This is a genomic window from Flavobacterium gyeonganense, assembly GCF_029625295.1.
GTDB classification, from domain to species: domain Bacteria; phylum Bacteroidota; class Bacteroidia; order Flavobacteriales; family Flavobacteriaceae; genus Flavobacterium; species Flavobacterium gyeonganense.
In genome coordinates this window covers 4753920-4776824 of record NZ_CP121112.1, presented here as the reverse complement: position 1 = coordinate 4776824, position 22905 = coordinate 4753920, and the positions used below count along the sequence as shown (strand labels likewise).

Sequence of the window (22905 nt, the reverse complement as noted above, 5' to 3'; positions counted from 1 at the left end):
ATATGAGAAAAAATTCTTTCATACTACTTCTCAGCTTCCTCTTTTTTTATAATGCACATTCGCAGAATATAAAATTCACACATTATAATGACAACAATGGATTGTCTCATAATTCTGTTCGGCATATAGTACAGGATAAAAAAGGCTTTTTGTGGTTTGGAACTTTTTTTGGGTTAAACCGATTTGATGGTTATCAGTTCAAAAACTACTTGAGTTCATCACCCGGCAATAACAGATTGTATAATGACGACATAACGGCACTAAGATTAGATGAATCTTCGAATCATTTATGGATCGGAACCAGAAAAGGGCTCACGCTTTTTAAAATGGATACTCATGCTTTTGTGACTTTCCTGCCTAAAAAAAATGACCCAAACAGTATTCCTGAAGGCGAAATCAGGTCTGTGTATGTTGATAAGTTCAAAAGAGTGTGGGTAGGGACTAAAAATCAGGGACTCTACATGTTCTTTTTGAAAGAAAACAGATTTGAAAAAATCCCAATTAAAGGTTTTGACTATGTAAAAGAAATATTTGAAGACAAAAAGGGAAATATCTGGGTTGGAAGTTATGATAAAGGGTCTGTTGCCAAAATTACTTTAGATAGCAAAGGAGCTATTATAAGAATGAACAACTACACACTTTCGGTACCACATTCGAATGAGAAAAACCCGTACATCAATTTTATTTATGAAAATGCCAAAGCAGACATATTTGTCGGAACACGAAGAGGGCTTTATAAATTAAATAAGAAAAACGATGAATTTGTAAATTTATATATTGAAAATAAAGAAATCAGAGGAAGTTTAGGGCCTTATTTTTTATCGGTTGCCAAAGCTCCGGATGGTAAATATTGGGTAGGAACGCTTGGCGGATTGTTAGTTTGTAAACAATTGGAAGACATTCAGAAAGGTGATTATAAATGGTATTATTCTATATTGTCTGATGATACTTCCATCGTTGATAATTTGGTTTCGGCCCTGTATTTTGATCGCTCAGGAGTTTTGTGGATTGGTACTGAAGACGGACTTGATAAATTTGATCCGTATGAAAACCAATTTACACTCAATAAAGATATTTCCCGTTACATCGGCAATCAGGCGCCCCGCATAAGAGGTTTTTCCAAAACGTATGACGGAAAAGTAATTGTTGCAACGAGTCATAACGGACTTTTTATTTCGAATGCAAAAGGTTTTGTACCCTTATACAACAAATCGATTGATATATCCAGCATTTATTCTGAAGATGGCAAAACTTTTTATTGCGGACTCTGGGATGGCAGATTGATGGTGTATAATTACACTGCCAATGCATCACAAGAGGTGAATCTAGGTTTTGACACTTCGCCAATATTTGCTTTTGGAAAAATTGGAGCAGAATCTTTGATGATAGGTTCATTTGGTGAAGGAGCTGTTTTATTAAATACAAAAACGCTTCAGGTTGAGACTTCAAAAGGAAAATTATTGCCTGGTTACCAAATCAACTCGATTGAAAAAGATTCTCAAAATAACGTGTGGTTTGCTACAGAAACGGGTGTTGTAAAATACAATCCTGTTTCAGGTAAATTAGAAACCTACAAATCCCTTTCTAAAAGAGAAAATAGTATGACTAACGAAGATAACGTTAGTGATATTATGATTGACAAGAAAGGTAAAATATGGGCTTCGACACGTTTTGGATTGTGTATCTATGATGCTAAAAAGAACACCTTTGCAACCATAAAAAACTTTAAAGAAACTTCCGGTATATGGATTACAGATATGCTATCTGATGCAAACGGAAATTTATGGCTCAATATCAACAATAATAGTATTGCCTGGGTGAAATCTGATCTGAAAGACATCAATATTTATCACGTAAACAGTGGTAACAGGCTGGATGTTTTTAGTTCAAGCGGCTTTTTCAATTTTAATAATTCAACAATTTTTCTTGGTGGTAAAAATGGTATCATTACATTTTCTACACAAACCATGAAGAGAAACAACTGGTCACCAGAACCTGTTATCAGCGAATTCAAGATTCAGAACGAAGAGATTCTTCCTGAAATGGAAATTAATGGGGATATTCCGCTTTCACAGGATTTAAATTATGCTAAAAAAGTAGAACTGAGTTACAAAAACCGTAACTTCTCTCTTCAGTTTTCGACACCTTCTTTTGCCAATGAAAAACTAAATAAATTTCAGTATATGCTGGAAGGGTTTGACAAGCAGTGGATTACAGCAAATAGTAACTCAAGAACAGTTCAGTATACCAATCTTTATCCCGGAAAATATATTTTCAAAATAAAATCCAGTAACAGCGATGGACATTGGAGCAAAGAGGTTTCCTATGAGATCAGAATACTGCCGCCGTTTTGGTTAACGCCAATATCTTTCTTACTGATTTTTATAGCATTGTTTTTCATTTTTTATTTTATAAGAAAGGAAATTAAAAACCGTATCCGTCTGAAACAGGAACTGCTTACCGAAAAAGTAAACAGAGAACATGATATTAAACTGAATAACGAGAAACTTCGGTTTTTTACCAACATTTCGCATGAACTAAGAACACCGTTAACGCTTATTTTAGGACCGGCTAAGCAATTACTGGACGAAAACACTAATGCCAGTGATTATGAAAAAAGCAGGTACAATCTTATTTACCAAAATGCCAGCAGGCTTTTAAATCTGGTAAATCAGGTTCTTGATTTTAGGAAAGCACAGTCTGGCGAATTAAAGCTTAAGGTTACAAAAACGGATATTTTAAGCTACTCAAAAAACATTTTTGATTCTTTCAAAGAAATGGCTTTCAACAAAAAAATCAAGTTGAATTTTATTGCCGAAGCAGAAGCTATTGAAGGCTGGATTGACAATGACAAGTATGATAAAATCCTGTACAACCTGTTATCCAATGCTTTGAAGTTTACCAATAAATACGGAAACGTAGATTTATTCATTAGGCTAAAAAACAATACGGATGAAATTCTGGTTATTGAAGTTATAGATGATGGTATCGGAATCCCGCCGAAAAGCCAGGAAAAAATCTTCAAAAGATTTTATCAGGCTTCTAATAGTAAGGCACATAATACGGGATCTGGTATTGGTTTGTCATTGGTAAAATCATTAGTAGCCATTCATAAAGGATCTATTAGTGTAGAAAGTGCACTCGGAAAAGGAAGTGCCTTCAGGGTTGAAATTCCGATTGACCGTGTTTCTTATGAAACGAAGGAAGTTTTTGAATATGCTTTGAAAAATGATAATCTAAGCATGCTGATTCCGGAAAAAGCAGCAAAGAAAACGATTCAGAATACAGAACTGAAACAAAAAATACTGGTTATTGAGGATAATACTGAACTTAGAAAGTATCTGGTAGACTTTTTATCCGATTACTACAAAGTGTATGATGCCGAAAATGGAGAGGAAGGTCTTAAAATTTGTCGGCAAATTAAACCAATCTTATGCGTTGCCGATGTAATGATGCCTGTTATGGACGGACTCGAATTTTGTAAAGAGCTAAAGAATGATGAGTTTATCAGCCATATTCCGGTTGTACTGCTTACAGCACTTGGTGAAAATGTCGATAAGGTCAAAGGATACGAAATTGGTGCTGATGGTTATCTTGTAAAACCTTTTGAACCAACATTACTGAAATCGGTTATAGAAAATGTTATTAAATCACGACTAGACCTTAAAGCAAAATTTTCAGGAGAAGTAGAAAGCAAAGTAAGCTTACTTACCCATTCACCAATTGACGAAGAGTTTATGGAAAAAATCACTGCTTTAATTAATGATAATCTTAGTGAATTAGATTTGTCAACAGAATTTTTATGTGACAAACTGGGTGTAAGTTCCTCTAAATTATACCGAAAAATCAAAGAACTGACCGATCTCGCACCAAATGAATTTATTCGTACCATTCGTTTAAAAAAATCAGCCGAACTTTTAAAAACGAAGAAATATAACGTTTCTGAAGTCACGAATATGATTGGATTTAATGATCCGTTATATTTCAGCAGATGCTTTAAAAAGCAGTTTGGTTTTCCTCCAAGTAAACTTATCAATTAATATAAATTTCAATTTTTTAAATTCCAAATTCCAACCGCACACTAAGTTGGAATTTGGAATTTATTTTTTAAATACTCTGAAAATGAGAATTTGGAATTTCAGTAAAGGAATTTTGATTTTTCCGAAATTACATATGTAATATTCTTACATAATTAAATTCTATCCATGTTTTTGATGTATTAGTCCATTTTGAAATCTATATGTAATTCTATTTTTGTCTTATAACTTTTAATTTATAATCGCATGAAAAAGCATATAGACACAGATAATCCGTTGCATAATTTAGATGAATGGGAAGATGATTTGCTATTACGCTATCCGGATCCATCTGAACCTGTAAAAGAAAAAGAGGAGTTTAGAAATTATGTAGATTCTGAAAGAGTAGAAACGGTTAGGGAATTTTACAGAATAAATCATACGTATCAGACTTACGATTTTGTTTGCAGCAAAGAGCAGGAATTTTTACAGTTCAATAAAAAACAAATGTCAATTTGGGAAGCAGTAGATTTTTTGAATACACTTGTTGATGATAGCGACCCGGATATTGATTTGGATCAGACACAGCATCTATTGCAGACTTCAGAAGCCATTAGGGCAGATGGTCATCCGGATTGGTTTGTACTTACCGGATTTATACATGATTTGGGTAAAATATTATGTTTATTCGGGGAACCACAATGGGCAGTAGTAGGAGATACTTTTCCTGTAGGCTGTGCCTATTCAGATAAAATTGTTTATTCTGAGTTTTTTAAAGACAATCCTGATTATACAGATGAAAGGTTTAATACTAAATTTGGGGTTTACACCGAAAATTGCGGACTGGATAATGTAAAAATGAGCTGGGGTCATGATGAATATTTGTACCAGATCATGAAAGATTATTTACCTGAGCCTGCTTTGTATATGATTCGCTACCATTCATTTTATTCGCAGCATAAAGAAAATGCTTATGCACATTTAATGAATGAAAAAGATATCGAAATGTTTGACTGGGTAAGAAAATTTAATCCATACGATTTATATACAAAAGCACCGGTGAAACCAGACGTAAAAGCATTATTGCCATACTATAAAGAATTAGTAGCTAAATATTTGCCGGAAAAATTAAATTTTTAAGGTAGATACTTAACCATTTGGGAGTAATTAGTTTTGATAATAATTTTTCGACAGTTCGAGTGATCCCGATTTTTTATCGGGATTGTATCGAGAACAGAAAAATTATCATTAAAACGGTTCTCGATACATTTTTTGTTCCGTTTCTCTGCACAAAAAACACTCGAACTGACGTTTTTAATAGTTACACTCAACTGGTTAGGTACTTAATATTTTGTTATTCTTTCAACGGAAGTTTTAAAATTAATTAAATGCAAAAAATCAAAACGAAAATATTTTTGTTTGGTCTGTTAGTGATTTTTGTTTCAGGTGCTGTAGGACAGGAAAAAGACAGAAATGACTGGGAGAATCCAGAGGTATTTCAGATTAACAGAGAACCGGCACGAGCGTCTTTTCTCCCTTATGCAGACGAACCATCTGCCATAAGTGATAAATATGAAAACTCACCATGGTATTTTTCCCTGAATGGTAAATGGAAATTTTCCTGGTCCCCAACACCCGATCAAAGGCCAAAAGACTTTTATAAAACAGATTTCAGCACGCTGCACTGGAACGATCTTCAGGTGCCGTCTAACTGGGAACTGCACGGTTATGGTGTGCCAATTTATACCAATATTACGTATCCTTTCGAAAAAAATCCGCCTTTTATAAATCATTGGGATAATCCGGTAGGTTCTTATAAAAGAGGTTTTGTACTGCCTGATAACTGGAAAGGAAGACATGTATATCTTCATTTTGAAGCAGGAACGTCAGCGATGTATATTTGGGTAAACGGGGAAAAAGTAGGATATACGGAAAACACCAAAAGTCCGGCCGAATTTGATATTTCGAAATACCTGAAACCAGGCAAAAATGATCTCGCTGTCGAAGTTTACAGATGGAGCGATGGTTCATATCTGGAAGATCAGGATATGTGGAGACTTTCAGGCATAGACAGAAATGTATATCTATATAGTACCAGTGATATTCGAATTGCTGATTTTTTTGCAAAACCTGATTTGGATTCCAATTACAAAAACGGTAGCCTAAGTGTTGAAGTAAGTTTAAAAAATCTGACTTCTTTAGCTGTAAACAATCAAAAACTAACTGCAAGACTGGTTGATGCATCAGGCACAACTGTTTTCGTTAAAGAATTGCCCGTAAATTTTACTGCAAATAAAACCCAAATAGTAAATTTTTCTCAAAAAGTTTCAGCTCCAAAATTATGGAGCAGCGAAAATCCTAATTTGTACACTTTAGTTTTGACGCTTAAAAATGCAAAAAGCAATATTGTAGAGACAACTTCTACCCAGATTGGCTTTAGAAAAGTAGAATTAAAAGGAGGACAATTATTGGTTAACGGAGTCAGATTAATGGTTCATGGAGTTAACATTCATGAACACAATCCTGAAACCGGACATTATCAGGATGAAGCGACCATGATAAAAGATATTAAGATGATGAAGCAGCTTAATATCAATTCGGTTCGCTGCAGCCATTATCCAAATAACATTTTATGGGTAAAACTTTGTAACAAATACGGCTTATTTCTGGTGGATGAAGCCAATATAGAAAGCCACGGAATGGGAGTAGAGGGACAGCCTTTAAAATGGATGAACCCAAAAACGAATCCGGGCTATCTTCCGGAATGGAGAGAAGCTCATCTGGACAGAATTTATAGTCTTGTAGAAAGAGATAAAAATGCTCCATCGGTAATTATCTGGTCATTAGGAAACGAAAGTGCCAACGGACCTGTATTTTACGAAGCATACAAATGGATAAAAAATAGAGATAATACCCGTTTGGTTCAGTTTGAACAGGCTAAAGAAAACGAAAATACGGATATCGTCTGTCCAATGTATCCAACAATAGAATACATGAAGGAATATGCAGCACGTAAAGAAGTTACACGCCCGTATATCATGTGTGAATATTCGCATGCGATGGGTAACAGCAGCGGAAATTTTCAGGAATACTGGGATATTATCCGCGGAAGCAAAAACATGCAGGGCGGTTTTATCTGGGACTGGGTAGATCAGGGCTTTAAGAGAAAAGATGAAGCAGGCCGGCAATACTGGGCTTATGGAGGGGACATGGGCAGCCAGAATTATCTCAATGACGAAAATTTCTGCCACAATGGATTGGTATACGCAGACAGAACTCCACATCCAGGAGCTTTTGAAGTAAAAAAAGTCTATCAGAATATTTTATTTAAAGCCGTTGATATCAAAAATGGAATCATTGAAATTAATAATGACTTCGGATTCACAAATCTGAACAAATACAATTTTAGATATGAAGTTTTAGAAAACGGAAAAGTAATTAAAGAAGGAACTTTCAATATAGCTTTAGATCCTAAAGCGAAAAAACAATTTAAAATTGATTTACCAAAATTAGAATCAAAAGAAGGGACTGAATATTTATTGAATGTTTTTGCTACAACTAAAACAGGTTCAGAATTATTGCCAGAGAATTTTGAAATTGCCAAAGAGCAATTTGTTATCGAAGACGGGAAATACTTTACAAATTCTGAAAAAGTAAATACGGCAAAAGTTCAGGATGAAAATGATGAGTTTGTTTTGACTTCAGATGATACTACAGTTAAAATCAGCAAGAAAACCGGATTGATTTCATATTACAGTTTAAAAGGCGAGGAATATTTTAAAGAATATCCTGAACCAAATTTCTGGAGGGCACCCACTGATAATGATATCGGAAATAAAATGCAGATTCGAACTAATGTATGGAGAACTGCCGGAAAAAATACTTCATTAGAAAGTATTCAGCAAATTGAAGGAGCTGGAAAAAACTATATCGTTGCGAAATTAAAACTGAAAGACGTTGCATCAGATTACACGATCAAATATGCATTAAGGACTGATGGGGTTTTAGAGATTCAGACATCTTATAAAAAAGGAAATAATCCTGTTCCGGAGTTGCCACGTTTTGGGATGATTTTCACTTTGAAAAATACATTAGAAAACCTGGATTATTACGGAAGGGGACCTTTAGAAAATTATCCTGACAGAAAAACGGCATCACTAAAAGGAATTTATACTAGTAAAGTTGCAGATCAATACGTGCCTTACACACGACCACAGGAAAATGGATATAAAACTGATGTTCGCTGGTTTTCACTTTCAAATAATAGTGGGAAAGGCTTGGAAATAAAAGGGCTTCAGCCTTTGGGAATCAGTACGCTGAATAATTATCCTGCTGATTTTGATGGCGGAATTTCTAAAAAGAATATTCACTCCAGCGATATTACGCCAAGAGAAGAAGTTGTGGTTTGTGTTGACTTAACCCAGAGAGGGTTAGGAGGTGACAACAGTTGGGGATTGCCACCACATCCACAATATCAACTGACTCAAAACGAATATAGTTACGGTTTTGTTATTAAGCCAATAAAATAATAAACGAAATAATTTAAGATATTAAATTTTGCCCCGTTTAATGTTTAGATATTTCACTTTACATTCGATCACGTTCGTTTTATATGAACGTGGTTGTTGTAAAAAAATGACTTCGATGCTTTTGTAAAGAATGTTATAAACCAATAATTACACATAAAAAAGAACAATAAGTTGGTCCTCGCCGAAGGAATCAGCAGGTAAAATATGCTTTTAAAATAAATCCGGTATGAACAAAATTACTACAAATAACAGATTAATTTCTTTAGACGTTCTAAGAGGATTTGTTATGTTTTGGATTATGAGCGGCGAACATATTATTCACGCTTTGGCCAAAGCTGCCCCAATTCCGGTTTTTGTATGGATGTCCTCACAAATGCATCATACAGACTGGGATGGTATTACATTTTATGATATGATTTTCCCTGTTTTTTTATTCGTTGCAGGGGTTTCAATGCCGTATTCTTTCGATAAAAAAATCAAGCTCGCAGGAGTGACGCAACCAAGTGAACTTCCATCAAAAGAAAAGAAAAAATATACCTGTCCATGCTGAAAAGGACTTGCATTTTGATATTTCTTGGATTTGTAGTAAACGGATTATTACGTTTTGACGGATATGACCAAACCCGTTTTGCCAGTGTATTAGGCCGTATCGGGATCGCCTGGTTTTTTGCAGGACTAATTTATTTAAACTTTGATTTGAAGAAACAGATCATCTGGTTTACAGGAATTCTGATTGGTTATTATTTAGCCATGAAATTAATACCAGTCCCGGGGTTTGGAGCAGGTAATTTAACAGCAGAGGGTTCACTGGAAGGATACATTGACCGACTTTTTCTTCCGGGAAGGCTGCATAGTAAAGTATATGACCCTGAAGGGATATTCTCGACAATACCGGCTGTTTCAACAGCTTTGTTGGGCGTGTTTTTAGGAACATTTTTAAAATCAGAACACGCTTATTACACCATAAAAAACAAAGTAGTAATCATGACTGGTTCAGCTATTGTGCTGATTATAATAGGTCTTCTTTGGGATTTTGATTTCCCAATTAACAAGCACTTATGGACAAGCTCGTTTGTTTGTTTTGTTGGTGGCTTCAGTATTTTGTTTTTCCTGTTTTTTTATATACTAATAGATGTATTTGGTTTTAAAAAGTGGGCATTTCCACTCATTTTAATTGGTTCAAATTCTATTTTAATTTATATGGCTTCTGAAGGTCTGGTCAATTTTAAGCACACCGCAGATTATGTATTTGGAGGACTTATTAAATTTGGACCAATTGTATGGCAGCCCGTATTTGTAACCATCTCAGTAACATTTGTACAACTCATTTTACTTTACTTTTTATATAAGAAAAAATGGTTTTTAAAAATCTAAACCAAATAATTACCAAAAACTAACAACCACTAACTATCAACCAAAAAACTTCATTATGAATACTTTACAAAGTGCAGACTATATTGTTTTTCTTATCTATTTTGTGATTGTCACTTCTTACGGGATGTACATTTACAGGAGCAAGAAAAATGCTACCACCAGTTCCAATGATTATTTTCTGGCTGAAGGCTCGCTTACCTGGTGGGCTATTGGGGCTTCATTAATTGCCTCTAATATTTCGGCTGAACATTTTATCGGAATGAGTGGTTCTGGTTTTGCCATCGGACTGGCGATTGCTTCTTACGAATGGATGTCGGCTGCAACTTTGATTGTGGTTGCCATGTTTATTTTACCGGTTTATCTTAAAAACAAGATATTTACGATGCCGCAGTTTTTGGCAAAAAGATACAACGGAACCGTGAGTACCATAATGGCCATAATCTGGTTGTTGATATATGTATTTGTGAATCTAACTTCGATCATATATTTAGGAGCGTTAGCCATTTCATCAATCGCACCTGTTAGTTTTCAGTTTTGTGTAATTGCACTGAGTTTGTTCTCAATAATAGTGACTCTAGGCGGAATGAAAGTGATTGGCTATACCGATATGTTTCAGGTTATAGTCCTCATTTTGGGTGGCTTGGTTACGACTTATTTAGCATTGACATTATTATCTGAACAGTTTGGCTATGGAAAAGATATTCTAAAAGGACTATCAGTTATAGCCGACGAAGCTCCGGGCCATTTACATATGATTCTGGATAAATCAAATCCGCATTATGCTGAATTACCGGGAATGTCTGTATTAGTTGGAGGAATGCTGATCAATAATCTGGCATATTGGGGATGTAATCAGTACATCGTTCAGAGGGCTTTGGGTGCCGATTTAAAAACAGCACGAAAAGGAATTTTATTTGCCGCTTTTTTAAAACTATTAGTACCTATTATTGCCGTTTTGCCCGGTATTGCCATGTATGTAATGCACCAAAATGGAATGTTTCAGCAAGAAATGGTAGACGCTACCGGAGTTTTAAAACCGGATCACGCATACCCAACCTTAATGAATTTATTACCTGCCGGATTAAAAGGAGTAGCGCTGGCCGCTTTAACAGCAGCAATTGTAGCATCTTTGGCTGGTAAAGCCAATAGTATTTCGACCATTTTTTCTTTAGATATTTATAAAAAATATTTTAACCGTGAAGCATCAGAAAAAAAATTGGTGCTTACAGGAAGAGGCTGTGTAGTTGTTTGTATGATAATTGCAGCTGTTGTAGCACCTCAGTTAAAATCATTAGATCAGGCATATCAGTTTATACAGGAATATGTTGGCTTCTTCTCGCCTGGTGTTTTGGCGATCTTTTTATTGGGAATGTTCTGGAAGAAAACCACACCAGCAGCAGGACTTGCCGGGGCATTATTTACAGTGCCTATTGCCGCAGTATTAAAATTTCTGCCAATGTGGACAAACGGCACTTTTCCGGATTATCCATTTTTAGACAGAATGACGATTTCTTTCTTCGCCATAGTACTATTAATGGTAACGATCAGTCTTGCAAAACCGTCATCAGAAGAGCAGCAGAAATCTCATAATATAGAAGTAGATACAGCAATGTTCAAAGTATCTTCTGAATTCATCATCGGTTCGTTTATTATTAGCGGAATTCTGGTAGCATTGTATACCGTATTTTGGTAATAATTTGCAACCAAAAATTTATCATAATTTAAAATACAAAAGTGTGAGTACAGTTTTTTCATTACAGGAAAAAGTAATTATAGTAACCGGTGCCACCGGAATATTAGGTGAAGCTTTTATTAACGGAATTGCGCATGCAGGCGGAATTGTTGGTGTGTTAGGCCGAAATGAAAAAGTGGCCAATGAAAGAGTTGATGCCATTATAAACAATGGAGGTGAAGCCATCGCCTTGATCGCAGATGTTACCAATGAGCAGGATCTTATAAATGCACGTGAAATCATGCTTGCCAAATACGGAAAAATAGACGGACTGGTAAACGCAGCTGGCGGAAATATGCCTGATGCAGTTGTGCAGCCAGGACAAGATGTTTTTCAGTTGAATATTAAGGCACTGCAGCAGGTAATGAATCTGAATTTGTTTGGAACAATTTTGCCGACTCAGATTTTTGGCGAGGCGATAAAAAATACGGGGAACGGAAGCGTTGTAAACATTTCATCTGTTTCATCAGATCATGCTTTGACAAGAGTTTTGGGCTATAGTCTGGCTAAATCGGCTATTGATTCTTACACCAGATGGTTTTCTGTTGAACTAGCCAATAGATTTGGAGATAAAATACGTATGAATTCTATTGTTCCAGGCTTTTTCTTAACGGAACAAAACAGAAGACTTTTAACTAATGAAGACGGAAGCCTTACCGAAAGAGGCAATCTGATTATTCAAAACACACCTTTCAGTCGTTTTGGAAATCCTGATGAATTGATTGGAGCTTTGATTTGGCTGTTAAGTGATGCTTCAAAATTTGTTACAGGATCAAAAGTAACTTTAGATGGAGGATTTTCTGCTTTTAGCGGAGTTTAAAAAAAGATTTATTTATGAAAATGACACAAACCTGGAGATGGTTCGGACCGAATGATCCGGTTACATTGCAAGATATAAAACAGACAGGCGCTGTTGGAATTGTTACGGCGCTCCATCATATTCCAAATGGAGAAGTCTGGACTGTGGACGAAATCAGTAAACGAAAAAGTGAAATTGAAAACAGCGGATTAATCTGGTCTGTTGTAGAATCTGTGCCGGTTCATGAAAATATCAAAACCCAAACTGGCAATTATAAAGTTTACATCGAAAATTACAAGCAAAGCATCCGGAATCTGGCAAGCTGCGGCATTTCGGTGGTGTGTTATAATTTTATGCCGGTTTTAGACTGGACAAGGACTGATTTGGCTTTTGAAGTAGAAGATGGTTCAAAAGCATTACGTTTTGATACAGCTGCTTTTGCTGCTTTCGATCTTTATTTACTGAAAAGACCAAATGCAGAAAATGACTATTCTGAAATACAAAAAAATAAAGCCAAAGACTATTTGGACAAATTGGCTGATGAAGACAAAACAAAGCTCATAAAAAATATCATTGCTGGTCTGCCTGGAGCAGAAGAAGGTTATACACTGGAGCAGTTTCAAGAAACGTTAGACACATACAAAGGCGTTGACGCTCGAAAGTTAAAAGAAAATTTGGTTTCTTTCTTAAAGGAAATCATACCTGTAGCGGAAGAAAATAAGGTTTTAATGTGCATTCATCCGGATGACCCGCCTTATCAGATATTAGGTTTGCCAAGAGTGGTAAGTACTGAAGCTGATTTTGATTATTTATCAAAAGAAGTTCCGAGCAGAAATAACGGAATCACATTTTGTACCGGTTCACTTGGTGTCATTCCGGAAAACAATCTGGAACAAATGTTCAGGAAATTTGCTGACAGAGTACACTTTATACATTTAAGAAGTACACAAAGAGATGATGAAGGTAATTTTTATGAAGCCAATCATCTGGAAGGTAATGTAGATATGTTTGCCGTGGTTAAAGAAATATTGATTGAGCAAAAAAGAAGACTGGCAGAAGGAAGAAAAAGATACAGCAATTCCGATGAGACCGGATCACGGACATCAGATGCTGGATGATTTACATAAAAAAACAAATCCAGGCTATTCTGCAATTGGGAGACTAAGAGGATTGGCTGAATTACGTGGACTGGAAGAAGGAATTATACGTTCAATATGATAATACTCTTTGAGTGACTATTGTTAATTTAAAATGTTAAAATATATATAGTTAAGTTATTTTATATAAAATTTCAAATAAAGTAAAAAATGATAAAAAAATCTATAATAACAACAATCTTTTTTTGTATTTCACTGACTGCTATTGCGCAAAAGGTCTATGATATTAAAAAATATGGAGCAAAAGGAGATGGTAAAACCAATGATGCTGCTGCTATTCAAAAAGCTATTGATGCCTGCAGCAAAACCGGAGGACAGGTTTTGATTCCGGCTCCCTATACATTCCTGACTGGACCTTTTAATGTAAAATCTAATGTGGATCTGCATATTGAAGGAGGTGCTAAAATTTTGGCAAGTCCGGATGAAAAATTATATACAGAAAGTGCCTTTCGCGAAAACAAAGGCGAGGGAACTATCTGGATTGGCGGGAAAAATATTGAGAATTTTAGCATTAGTGGAAGCGGTAAAATTGACGGAAACGGAATCTCTTTTATGGGAGCGGAGGAAGATGATGCTTATATACTAAAACCTTTCAATATCCTCGATCCACGTCCTCATGTTTTGACTATTATAGGAGGCAAGAATATCAGAATTAAAGATGCTCATATCGGTAATTCTGCTTACTGGACAATTCATTTGGTAGGTTGTAATGATGTGGTCATTAGCGGTATTACGTTGTTAAACAGTTTAAAAGTAAGAAATAGCGATGGTATCGATTTAGACCATTGCAAAAATGTACGAATTAGTGATTGTTACATCGAAAGCGGCGATGATTGTATTTGTTTGAAAAATAGAAGGGAATTTGAAGAATTTGGAGCTTGCGAAAACATAACGGTTACAAATTGTACGATGACCAGCAGCAGCTGTGCGATTAAAATCGGTTCAGAAAACATGGATGCTATCAGGCAGGTAGTTTTCAATAATTGCATTATCAAAAAAAGTAATCGTGGAGTCGGGATTCAGAATCGAGATGAAGGAACGGTGAGTGATGTTATTTTTTCAAATATGATTATCGAAGGCCAGCTGACTACTGATACCTGGTGGGGAAAAGCTGAACCTATTTATGTGACAGCGTACAGTCGCGCAAACGGAAACCATAAAGATGCCAACTGGCGTTTTCCAAAAGGTGCAACAGAAGGGAAGGTAGGGGCAATCAGCAATATTTATTTCACCAATATTCAGTGTTTTGGAGAAAACGGGGTGTATGTAAGCGGCGAAACAAAGGACAAAATTAAAAACATTGTTTTTGAAGGAGTGAATGTTTTTATTGATAAAACATCAAATTTTCCCGGAGGGATTTACGATCGTCGTCCGTCAAAAATGGATGGTTTCGTAAAAGGCAGTACATCAGGATTTTATTTTGATACGGCTGAAAATATAAAAGTTCAGAATTGCGCTGTCAACTGGGGCAAAAACAAACCGGATTATTTTAAACATGCCATCGAAAGCAAAAATGTTGATATTTTAAAGGTCAATAATTTAGACGGTGAAGCTGCTTTTCCTCAGAAATATGAAGTAGTGAAAAAATAATAATTTAAATTATTGCTTCAAAACCGGGGTTTTAAAAGAAACTTTAAATAAATTAGCAAGACTAAATTATCAACTATCATAGAAAATGAAAAATAATATCATAACCAAAATAATCATGGGCGGTTTGCTGTTCAATGGTATTTGTTTACATGCCCAAAAAACAATTTTAGAAGTTGACGTTGCTAAAACCGTTACAAAGATTCAGCCTACTATGTTCGGTTTGTTTTTTGAGGATATCAATTTCGCAGCAGACGGCGGATTATATGCCGAAATGATTAAAAACCGGTCTTTTGAATTTGAAAAACCTTTGATGGGTTGGGACCAGCCTAATACCAAAAGGTCTTCTCTAAATATGAATTCGGGTGCTGCCACACCTGTAAAAGTCGTAGAAAATGAAACCAATCCTAATTTCTGCCGTGTCCTGATTAATGATGATAAAGGATATGCCTTGATTAATGAAGGTTTTAGGGGGATGGGAGTGAAAAAGGATGCAAAATATAATCTTTCTTTAAAGGCAGCCAATCACAACGGAGCGATCAAAAAAATAATTGTTCAGCTTATTGATAAGGATAAAAAAGTAATTGGAGAAACCACTATCATTCCAACATCAAAAGAATGGGAGACCTATTCAGCAGAATTTAAAGCTACTCAGACTGAAGCTAAAGCCAAATTAAAAATAACTTTTGAAGGAACAGGGACAATTGATCTTGATATGATTTCATTATTTCCTGAGGATACGTGGAAGAACAGAAAAAATGGATTACGAAAAGATCTTGTTCAGCTTTTGTATGATATGAAACCTGGATTTTTAAGATTTCCTGGCGGGTGTATAGTCGAAGGAAGGACTTTATCTGACCGTTATCAATGGAAGAAATCAGTTGGCGATGTTGAAGACAGAAAAACGATGATGAATAGATGGAATGTAGAATTCAGTCACAAACAGACACCTGATTATTTTCAAAGTTTTGGACTTGGATTTTATGAGTATTTTCAGCTTTCTGAAGATATTGGTGCGACTCCATTGCCTATTTTGAGTTGTGGAATGGCCTGTCAGTATAATACTGGAGAATTAGCTCCAATCGAAGAATTAGATCCCTACATACAGGATGCTTTAGATTTAATTGAATTTGCCAATGGTTCAGAAGAAACCAGATGGGGAATTCTTCGTTCAGATATGGGACATCCAAAACCGTTCAATCTAAAATATATTGGTGTTGGAAATGAACAATGGGGACCGGATTATATTGAGCGTTTCAAAATTTTTGAAAAAGCAATAAAAGCCAAATATCCAGATATTATTATCGTTTCAGGAAGCGGTCCATCACCGGATGGTGAACATTTTGATTTTGCAATGGCTGAACTTAAAAAACTCAATGCTGAGCTTATAGATGAACATTATTACCAAAGCCCGAAATGGTTTAGGGAAAATGCTTCACGTTATGATAATTATGACCGCAAAGGCCCAAAAATATTTGCCGGTGAATATGCTGCGCAAAGTGTTTCAGGAGCAAACCCGAATAACAGAAATAACTGGGAATGTGCTTTTTCTGAAGCCGCTTTCATGACCGGATTAGAAAGAAATGCTGAAGTAGTCAATATGACTTCTTATGCGCCACTTATGGCACATGAAGATGCCTGGCAATGGACACCGGATATGATCTGGTTCAATAATTTAGAATCTTACGGTTCTGCTAATTATTATGTTCAAAAATTATTCTCAACCAATAAAGGAACCGATTTGCTAAACATAACTAAAGATGCAAAACCTTTAACCGGGCAAAACGACCTTTATGCATCTGCCGTTAAAGATGTGAATACAAAAGAAGTAATTGTAAAACTGGTAAATACTGCAGCGGCTTCCCAAGAAGTTACAGTTGATTTAAAAGGAGGTAAATTTGCTACTAAAGGCACATTGATAACCCTTTCAAGTCCGAAATTAGAAGATGAAAATACTTTTGGAGAGCCTAAAAAAATTAGCCCAAAAGAAAGTAGTTATAATTTAAAAGGTGTAAAAGCATCTTTAAATTTACCCGCTTATTCAGTAACCGTATTGAAGTTAAAAAGTAAATAAGCAAGAGTTTATACCTGTGTGAAACCTCCAAAGTCATTTGATTTTGGAGGTTTTCTTTTTTAAACCATTGTGATATTTTTTGTTATAGTTTGATATAATTTAGAACAATAAAAATAAATATATTGTTATGTATAATAACTAATTTTATTGTGTAAAAATATTTCGAAAACAATAAAAAGAAATTCTGATGGTAAATGACAGAGTGATGGAGAAGCTGGGAATATTGGCAGATGCTGCAAAATATGATGTTTCCTGTTCGTCGGCCTTAAGTAAACGAGAGAATAAAAATAAAGGATTGGGAAATGCTAAAGGTTATGGTATTTGCCACGCCTTCACCGAAGATGGGCGTTGTGTGTCGCTGCTAAAAATCTTGCTCACAAACCATTGCATTTTTGATTGTGCCTATTGTGTAAGCAGAAAAAGCAATGATATTAAACGAGCAGCCTTTACTGTACAAGAGGTTGTTGACCTTACAATTGGCTTTTACAGGAGAAACTATATTGAGGGACTTTTTTTAAGTTCGGGTATTTTTGATAATGCTGATTTCACTATGGAGCGTTTGGTGAGAATTGCTAAAAAATTGCGTACTGAACATAAGTTTAATGGCTACATACATTTGAAGGCGATTCCGGGAGCCAGTGATGAATTGCTTAAGGAAGCAGGTCTATACGCTGACCGTTTGAGTGTAAATGTCGAAATGCCAACAGAAAAAAGTCTTAAATTATTAGCACCAGATAAAAATCATATTGACGTGATTAATCCTATGAAATATCTTAAAAATGAAATTATCGGTTATAAAGAAGAAAAAAAAACAAATTATAAAACGCCTCTTTTTGCTCCCGCCGGACAAAGCACTCAAATGGTAATTGGGGCAACACAAGAAAATGACCTTGAGATTCTTGGAATGGCAGATTATTTTTATCAGCAAATGAATATGAAACGGGTGTATTATTCGGGTTATGTTCCCATTAGTTATGACAATCGTCTGCCTGCCATTGGAACGCCTGTTCCTATGATACGTGAAAACCGTTTGTATCAGGCGGACTGGCTCATTCGCTATTACGGATTTGATGTAAATGAAATTGTCGGGTTCAATCAGCCTAATCTTGATCTTGATATCGATCCGAAGCTTGGATGGGCTTTGCGTAACCTGAATCAATTTCCTGTTGATATCAATACAACCGATTTGGAAATAATAAAACGAATTCCCGGAATTGGATATTTAAGTGCGCAAAAAATTGTTGCAGCAAGGAAGTTTAAAAAACTGCTTCCACAGGATTTACAAAAAATGGGAATTGCGTATTCACGTTCCAAATATTTCCTGGCTTTTGCTACACCATTTCAACTTCAGAAAGATTTAACATCGATTCAAATCAAGCATCATATCTTAAATTTTCAAAAAAGTAAATATAAAAACGATTTTTCTAATCAACTTGCTTTATTTTAATCAAAATGACAGAAGTAATTTACGACGGAACTTATGAAGGATGGCTCACGGCTATATTTGAAGTTTATGAGTTCAAACTTTCTGATATTGTATTTGCAAAAAATGAAACTTCAGGAACATTGCTTTTTGCAACTTCTCATTTAGTGGTAACGGATATCTCAAAAGCAAAACGTGTTTTAGACGGATTGAAGCTACGACTTTCGGCAGAAGGTTTTTCAAATATGTATAAGGCATTTTTGTCTGAACTTCCAGACATAGAAGAAACGATGTTTCAGTTTGTACAGCATGTATTTGCTAATACAAAAAATGTAGAAGAAGATTTTAGTAATAATGCCGTTTGGTATCTTAGAAAAGCAATACGTCTGACCAGAAAAGAGGCACATCGAATGGAAGCATTTGTTCGTTTTAAACTAACGAAGGATCAATTGTATTATGCAATCATTGAACCAGACTGTGATGTTTTGCCTCTAATAGAAAGTCATTTTAAAAATCGTTATGCAGATCAGCGCTGGTTAATCTATGATGCAAAACGCAAATATGGTATTTATTATGATCTTGAAAATGTTGCAACTATAGAATTACAGTTTAATATGAAAGTTACATCATCTAAATATTTAAACGAAATCTGTGATGAGCAGGAAGAGTTTTTCAAAATCTGTGGCGGCGTTATTTTAGCAGCGTTACGATTGAATCACGAAAAAACATGAAGCTTCATATTCAGCATATGCCAAAACGCTATTGGAAAAATTTAATTGAAAAAATTCCAAATGTGAATTGATTTTTAAAAATTATATATTATTAATTTTAGCTATTGAATTCTTGATTTTAATAAATATAAATGATTGAAAATGACTTTAATATCTTTCATTAAAAACATTATTTTCTAACAGGCATGCAATTGATTATTTTTATAAAAAAAACCTTTTAAAACAGCTTATTTGGATTTTGGCTATTTTTGAACCTAAGTTAAAGTAAAAAATCCCATTTATTAAGATGGGATTTATGATTCTACATTTAAATTTTATTACTATTTACTCTTCTTCAAAGCATCTAATAATTCTACCATATCAACTACAGCATAAGTTGATGAATAATCTGATACCGCATAAGGCAATATCAGACTATTGTTATGAATAATGGCTCCACAAGAATAAACAACATTAGGTACATACCCTTCCCGTTCGTCTTCAAGTGGTGATAACAATGGTTCTGTAAGTCTTCCAATTTCTTTAGAAGGATCATCAAGATCAAACAGGGAAGCACCAATGCAATAACGTCTCATAGTACCTACGCCATGTGTAATAACAAGCCAGCCTTCTTCTGTCCACAATGGAGATCCACAGTTTCCAATTTGTGTAAACTCCCAGGTATAACGAGGTTCCTGAAGAAGAATAGGGGTATTCCATTGTGTAACTCTGTCAGAATACATGATATAATTATTAACACCATCTATTCTGGCAAGCATCGCATATTTGCCTTTTATTTTTCTTGGAAACAAGGCCAGATTTTTATTTTGTGCCCCCGCACCATGTAAAGGCATTACTCTAAAAGTATAAAAATCTTCAGTAGAAATTAGTTTTGGTAATATGGTATGGCCGTTATAAGCTGTATAGGTAGCCATTACACGCGAAGATCCGTCATCATCTGTAAAACGGACAAAACGGGCATCTTCTATACCACGACTTTCAGAATCGGATATGGGAAATATAACCCTCTCTGTAAGATCAGAATCATGTTTGAACTCAACATCATAAAATGATTTTGCGAGCCAGAATATTTCGTTTAATGCAGTTCTTCTTTCTTCACGAATCGATGGGTCACTCAAAGCAGTATTTATAACATCTTTTAGTACTGCATATTCAAACTCATCAGGCAAATCCTGCATAATTTGGGTTATGTACTTGTCTTGTGTATGCATTTCAGATAATTTCAATAAAAATCGCTCCTTATTGAAAAAACTTTTGTGTATAATCTCAGCTTTATCAATATTATGTCCAATTTTCATAACCTGCAGGTTATTATCCCTGTCCAGAATTCCTCTTCTGAAAACAATTGATGAGATATGGCCTTCACCTGTTGCCCGAAAAGAAATAATAACCCTTTTTTCTCCTGCTTCGAGACCACTCTGGTCAAAATCTTCTATAATAGACGGATTGAAGATAGCGGCAGATTCTATTGCATACTCCATTGTACAAAAAGAACCAATTAGCATTTTTCGGTCAAGAGACAAAGCTTCATAATCAATCTGCATGCTTTCAATAACATCACGCACTTTTTCGCAGTGTCTTAGAAATATAGCAGAAATATTTCGGTGACGTCTGGCAAATTCACGAAGTGTTTGTTCCAGGGTTTCTAATACTTGTTTGTCGTCTAGTGTCATTATGCGAAGTACCATTTGTTTAGTCCGCTCATCACCATTGACAAAATATCGCGCTACAACTCTTTTTGAATCTGGTGTAAATTTTATATTTTTTCGTATGACTGATACACGCATAATTTGTTTTTTAAAATAGAAAAATAGTTTTTTGTTTATTGAAGTTAGGAAATATGTTAATAAAAAAACTTTATTTTTTGTTAAAAAACGGTGATTTTGCCGCCTTTATCAAAGCAGATATCTTAATTTATATAATTAGATAAAGTTTAAATAATTAAAATACAAGTTGTTATATTTAATATTGAGAACCTTCCTAAAAACAAATTAGAAATTAAATTATAATAGTTATAAGCTTTTAGAAGCACTACTAAATAATAAAGTTATATAAAAATGTTTAATACTACTGTTTTACAGGAAGGGTAAATTTAAAAGAACTGCCTTTTCCCTTATGACTTTCCACCCAGATTTTTCCTTTATGCATATTTATAAATTCGCTGCAGAGCAATAAACCTAATCCGCTTCCTGCTTCATTTTCTGTTCCCCGTTGAATTACTTTTCTGTTAATTTTAAATAACTTTTCTTTTATATCAACTGGAATCCCGATTCCGTCATCGGTGATAGATACTTCTACATTTTCCTCTGTTTTTAATATTCTTATCTCAACTTTGCCGTTTTTTTCTGTAAATTTTATGGCATTGCTGAGTAAATTACGTAAAACAGTATCAATCATATTATCATCAGCCTGTATTTCAATTACTTCATTTGATTCAAACAATAGACTTATGTTTTTATGTACTGCCGCATTTTTGTTCAGTTCAATGTTATCTTCAATCAACTCATTTAGTATTATTTTTTTTGGGGTGAATGTAATCATTCCGGTTTGCACTCGGGACCACTCCAGCAGATTTTCAAGGAGCTTATAGCTGTTTTTATTGGATTGATACAGCATTTCCGAAATTTCCCTTATTTCCTCCCTGGTGTGATCTTCTATATCTTCAGCCAGGAACTCCGAAAGGGAGACAGCTGAACTTAAAGGTCCTCTTAAATCATGTGAAATGATTGAAAAAAATTGGTTTTTATCATCCAGCAGTTTCTGAATTTTAGTGTCTTGTTTTTCTTTTACCAGAAGTAAAAATCCCACTATCCCAACTAAGGCTAATAGAAACAGGCCAATACTATAAAAACTATCGAGGGCATTGTTACAAAAAAAATGATTTTGTGGGTATATGTACCTGTAAACCGCACGTACTACAATGAGAATTTCAAATCCTATATAGCAAAACAGATAAAAACTCCTGAAAAAATTTTGTCCTTTTTCATTAAAATAATGGATTGTTGGAGGCAAATAAATAGCAAATATTCCAATAGCACCAATGATAACACGTGTATTTATTGTACTTCCTAATAAAGTTCCTAGATTAAAAACAAATATAGCAGCAATAGTAATTCCTATTTGCACTCTGTAGCGTCTTTTTGCAGGTTCCTTAAGAAGTGATAACATAGCTATCGTTTCGTAAAAGCAGGCAAAAAAATCATGGAGTTAGCAACGTTAATGGAGAGAAAATCATTGATAATGTTTCTCAGAATAATTAATACCCATGCGATAGTCAGCAATAATTTACCCAGACCAAACCATTTTAAAGTTTTTCGGTTATCAATGGTAGCATAGGAAAATGAATAACTGAAAATAAGAATACAGGTAAAAAAATTGCCCCAAAAATAAAGTAAAAAAATGGTTTTTGGATCTATAAGAATAACTTCGGGCATTACTGACTCTGGCTTTTTAAGAAATAGGGTAGGCAAAGATACAAATTAA

The 22905-nt window shown here is 34.8% G+C and carries 14 protein-coding genes and 1 pseudogene; 13 read left to right on the top strand and 2 right to left on the bottom strand.

Going from position 1 to position 22905, the window contains the following annotated elements; translation table 11 throughout:
• Positions 1-2: 2 nt before the first annotated feature.
• From P5P89_RS20345 to P5P89_RS21735, 13 genes and pseudogenes are all read left to right on the top strand, one after another.
• Complete coding sequence (locus tag P5P89_RS20345; RefSeq protein WP_278009967.1) at positions 3-4040, top strand: hybrid sensor histidine kinase/response regulator; 4038 nt, start codon at positions 3-5, stop codon at positions 4038-4040.
• Between the two features lie 243 nt (positions 4041-4283).
• The gene (locus P5P89_RS20340) at positions 4284-5156 is read left to right on the top strand and encodes an inositol oxygenase (protein ID WP_223678405.1); all 873 of its coding nucleotides are present in this window, start codon (positions 4284-4286) and stop codon (positions 5154-5156) included.
• A 248-nt stretch (positions 5157-5404) separates the two neighbouring features.
• Entirely contained in the window at positions 5405-8545 is a 3141-nt protein-coding gene (lacZ, locus tag P5P89_RS20335) for a beta-galactosidase, LacZ type (protein WP_278009966.1), read from the top strand.
• 226 nt (positions 8546-8771) lie between these two features.
• Positions 8772-9095 carry a DUF5009 domain-containing protein gene (locus P5P89_RS20330; protein WP_278009965.1) on the top strand — a complete coding sequence of 108 codons (324 nt, stop codon included), beginning with the start codon at positions 8772-8774 and terminating at the stop codon, positions 9093-9095.
• Positions 9089-9919 carry an acyltransferase family protein gene (locus tag P5P89_RS20325; protein ID WP_278009964.1) on the top strand — a complete coding sequence of 277 codons (831 nt, stop codon included), beginning with the start codon at positions 9089-9091 and terminating at the stop codon, positions 9917-9919. Before P5P89_RS20330 ends, P5P89_RS20325 begins: the two co-directional genes overlap by 7 nt.
• Before the next feature lie 55 nt (positions 9920-9974).
• Positions 9975-11612, top strand: a complete 1638-nt coding sequence (locus P5P89_RS20320) for a sodium/sugar symporter (protein ID WP_278009963.1) — start codon at positions 9975-9977, stop codon at positions 11610-11612.
• Positions 11613-11655: 43 nt separating this feature from the next.
• Positions 11656-12471, top strand: coding sequence for an SDR family oxidoreductase (locus tag P5P89_RS20315; RefSeq protein WP_278009962.1), 816 nt, complete (start codon positions 11656-11658; stop codon positions 12469-12471).
• Positions 12472-12491: 20 nt separating this feature from the next.
• Positions 12492-13668 (top strand): annotated as a pseudogene (gene uxuA / locus P5P89_RS20310) (mannonate dehydratase).
• An 89-nt stretch (positions 13669-13757) separates the two neighbouring features.
• Entirely contained in the window at positions 13758-15197 is a 1440-nt protein-coding gene (locus P5P89_RS20305) for a glycoside hydrolase family 28 protein (RefSeq protein WP_278009961.1), read from the top strand.
• Positions 15198-15282: 85 nt separating this feature from the next.
• Complete coding sequence (locus P5P89_RS20300; protein WP_278009960.1) at positions 15283-17268, top strand: alpha-L-arabinofuranosidase C-terminal domain-containing protein; 1986 nt, start codon at positions 15283-15285, stop codon at positions 17266-17268.
• Positions 17269-17455: 187 nt separating this feature from the next.
• Positions 17456-18715 carry a putative DNA modification/repair radical SAM protein gene (locus P5P89_RS20295; protein WP_278009959.1) on the top strand — a complete coding sequence of 420 codons (1260 nt, stop codon included), beginning with the start codon at positions 17456-17458 and terminating at the stop codon, positions 18713-18715.
• A gap of 5 nt (positions 18716-18720) precedes the next feature.
• Positions 18721-19422, top strand: coding sequence for a TIGR03915 family putative DNA repair protein (locus tag P5P89_RS20290; RefSeq protein ID WP_278009958.1), 702 nt, complete (start codon positions 18721-18723; stop codon positions 19420-19422).
• A complete protein-coding gene (locus tag P5P89_RS21735) occupies positions 19371-19493 on the top strand; it encodes a DUF4130 domain-containing protein (protein WP_340696552.1) in 123 nt (40 codons plus the stop codon). The genes P5P89_RS20290 and P5P89_RS21735 overlap by 52 nt, the downstream gene beginning before the upstream one ends.
• Before the next feature lie 249 nt (positions 19494-19742).
• Here P5P89_RS21735 and P5P89_RS20285 read toward each other — a convergent pair whose 3' ends face one another.
• Both P5P89_RS20285 and P5P89_RS20280 read right to left on the bottom strand, forming a co-directional pair.
• On the bottom strand, positions 19743-21209 hold the full coding sequence (locus tag P5P89_RS20285) for a glycoside hydrolase family 130 protein (protein ID WP_278009957.1): 1467 nt from the start codon (positions 21207-21209) through the stop codon (positions 19743-19745).
• Positions 21210-21489: 280 nt separating this feature from the next.
• A complete protein-coding gene (locus P5P89_RS20280) occupies positions 21490-22590 on the bottom strand; it encodes a sensor histidine kinase (RefSeq protein WP_278009956.1) in 1101 nt (366 codons plus the stop codon).
• Between the last annotated feature and the right edge of the window lie 315 nt (positions 22591-22905).